Here is a 2,983-nt window from a genome sequence, read left to right as displayed (position 1 = left end):
CCCGGCCCCTTGTCGGAGGCGAAAATGCCGATCACCGCCATGCTCATCTGCCTTTCATGCCGCCCAGAATGCCACGAACGATGGCATTGCCGAGCTTATTGGCCACGGTGCGCGCAAAGGAATTCATTGCAGCTTCCGCCGGAGTCTGCCGGCTCGATGTGCGGCGCGGTTGGCTGGCGCGTTCTTCGCGTGTCTGCCTTTCCGCGGCGACACGGTCTGCCTCGTCATACTTGGCTCGCTCCTCGGCCAGTTGCCGATCGCGCGTCCGTCGCTCGAGAATTTCAAAAGCCGATTCACGGTCGACCGCGGTGTCGTAAAGCCCGCCCACCGGCGAATTGGCCATCGTGGCATCGCGCTCGGCCAGATTGAGCGGCCCCACCTGCGCCGAGGGTGGCCGGATCAACGTGCGCCCCACCATGGACGGAATACCCTTGTCCTCCAGCACCGAAACCAGCGCCTCGCCAATCCCCAATTGGGTGATGACTTCCTCGGTCGAAAAATCCGGATTGGGGCGGAAGGTTTCCGCTGCGACTTTGACGGCCTTCTGCTCGCGCGGCGTATAGGCGCGCAGGGCGTGCTGCACACGGTTGGAAAGCTGCGCCAGCACGGCTTCGGGAATATCGATAGGGTTCTGCGTCACGAAGTAGACGCCGACGCCCTTGGAGCGGATCAGTTTTACGACCTGCTCAACCTTGTCGATCAGCGCCTTGGGCGCGTCATCGAACAGCAGATGCGCTTCATCGAAGAAGAACACCATTTTCGGCTTATCCGGGTCGCCGACTTCCGGCAGTTGCTCGAAGAGTTCCGAAAGCAGCCAGAGGAGGAAGGTCGAATAGAGCCGCGGCGACTTCATCAACTGGTCGGCCGCCAGGATCGAGATGAACCCACGCCCATCGGTGTCGACGCGCATCAAGTCGGCAATTTCCAGCGCCCGTTCGCCAAAGAAGTTGTCGGCGCCCTGCTGCTCCAACACCAGTAGTGCCCGCTGGATGGCGCCGACCGAGGCAGTCGTCACATTGCCGTAGCGCCCCGAAATCTCCTTGGAGCGCTCCTGGATGCTGACCAGCATCGAGCGCAGGTCCTTCAAGTCCAACAGCAGCAGCCCTTCCTCGTCGGCAACGCGGAAGGCGATGTTGAGCACACCTTCCTGCGTGTCGTTGAGGTCAAGGATGCGGCTCAGCAGCACCGGGCCCATTTCGGAGATCGTGGCGCGAACCGGATGGCCCTGCTTGCCGAAGAGATCCCAGAAAACCACCGGAAAGGCGTCATTGGTGTAATCGGTAAAGCCGATCTCCTCAGCACGCTTTGTCTGCCATTCCTGGATCGGCTGGCCCTTGGCCACGCCCGAGAGATCGCCCTTGATGTCAGCGGCAAAGACCGGCACGCCAGCTGCCGCAAAGCCTTCGGCCAGCGCCTGCAAGGTGACCGTCTTGCCCGTACCCGTAGCGCCGGTCACGAGGCCATGCCGATTGCCGTATTTGAGGCTGAGATATTCCAACCGCGTGCTCGTGCCGAGATAGATCTTGCCGTCCACGAGCATGTAGTCACCTCTTTGCGTCTTCTAAAGTCTTGCCCGTTATAGCCAAAGCCGTTCACCACGTCTTTGGGTTTCGCTCGCCCGGCGCGCCAAAGCTGGCACAATGGCACCATGCGCCAGAAAACCCAGATCACCCGTCGTCACGCTCTTGCAGGTCTCACTGCCCTCGCCGTTGGCCTCCCCATGGCCGCGCAAGCGCAGACAGCCGATCTCGTTGCGGACAGTGATGCCGACCAGAGCGCTGCGCTGCAAGCAGCTCTCGATGGAGCTTCTGGCCGCGTCACTCTGCCCGCTGGCCGTTTTCGCGTCAGCAATATCAATTTTCCGGCCAATCTCGTGGTCGAAGGAGTTCCCGGCGCCACTGTCCTCGTCGCTTCAGGCACAGCCATTGGTGGCTTCCTGCACCAGTCCGGGCTCGTCCTTCGCGATATCGGTTTCACCGGCGATAGCGGCAACGATCCGCTCTTCGGCGTCCAGGGCGCCGACAATGTCACAATCGAACGCTGCCGCTTTTCCGAAAGCCCCGGCATCGCCCTCTCGCTTTTTGAAAGCGCCGCGACCATCCGCGATTGTGATTTCGAAAACCACGGAGACGCCGCCATCCACTCGCTCGACAGCACCGGTCTCCTCGCCAGCGGCAACACAATCTCCGGCTGCGGCAATGCTGGCATCCGCATCTGGCGCAACGAGGCGGGTCCCGACGGCTCGATCCTCGTCAACAACCGCATCAGCAAGATCGACTGGCGCCAGGGCGGCAATGGCCAGAACGGCAACGGCATCAATGTCTATCTCGCCGACGAAGTCGTCGTCGCCGACAACCACATTTCCGACTGCGCCTTCACGGCTGTACGCCTCAACACCACCAAGAACTGCCAGGTCACTGGCAATATCTGCCGCACCTGCGGCGAGGTCGCAATTTTCTCCGAGTTCGGCTTTTCCGGCTCGATCATCGCCGACAATGTGGTCGATGGCGCTGCCACCGGCATTTCCATCACCAATCTCGACACCGAAGGCCATATCGCCATCTGCTCGAACAATATGGTGCGCAACATCTCCGAGAAATCGGCGGTGAACCCCGACACCATGCCCATCGGCATCCTCGCCGAAGCCGAAACCGCCGTCACCGGCAATCTCGTCAGCAATGTCCCCGGCGTCGGCATCGCCGCCGGCTGGGGCCAGTTTTTGCGCAATGTCGCCATCACCGACAACGTCGTCCACGACAGCATGATCGGCATCGGCGTCAGCGTGGTCGATGGCGCGGGCCCGGTGCACATTTCGGGCAATCTGGTTACCGGCGCGACGCGCGGCGACGTGGTCGGCCTCGAATGGCGCGAGGTTGCGGAGACCGATCTTGAGGCCAATGCGGACCGATATCCGAATGTGACGGTACGATAGGGCACTTGGAAAGAACCCCTCACCCTACCCTCTCCCCAGAGGGGCGAGGGG

At 61.8% G+C, this 2,983-nt stretch carries 2 protein-coding genes; one reads left to right on the top strand and one right to left on the bottom strand.

What is annotated here, in order from left to right:
• Nucleotides 1–43 precede the first annotated feature (43 nt).
• The gene (locus tag ABW043_RS20910) at nucleotides 44–1,540 is read right to left on the bottom strand and encodes a helicase HerA-like domain-containing protein (RefSeq protein ID WP_353923128.1); all 1,497 of its coding nucleotides are present in this window, start codon (nucleotides 1,538–1,540) and stop codon (nucleotides 44–46) included.
• A gap of 108 nt (nucleotides 1,541–1,648) precedes the next feature.
• On the opposite strand from ABW043_RS20910, the gene ABW043_RS20905 reads away from it, so the two are divergent.
• The gene (locus ABW043_RS20905) at nucleotides 1,649–2,932 is read left to right on the top strand and encodes a TIGR03808 family TAT-translocated repetitive protein (protein ID WP_353923127.1); all 1,284 of its coding nucleotides are present in this window, start codon (nucleotides 1,649–1,651) and stop codon (nucleotides 2,930–2,932) included.
• The last annotated feature ends 51 nt before the right edge of the window (nucleotides 2,933–2,983 follow it).

The organism is Devosia sp., assembly GCF_040509215.1.
Classification (GTDB): domain Bacteria; phylum Pseudomonadota; class Alphaproteobacteria; order Rhizobiales; family Devosiaceae; genus Devosia.
This window is presented reverse-complemented; position numbering and strand designations above follow the sequence as displayed.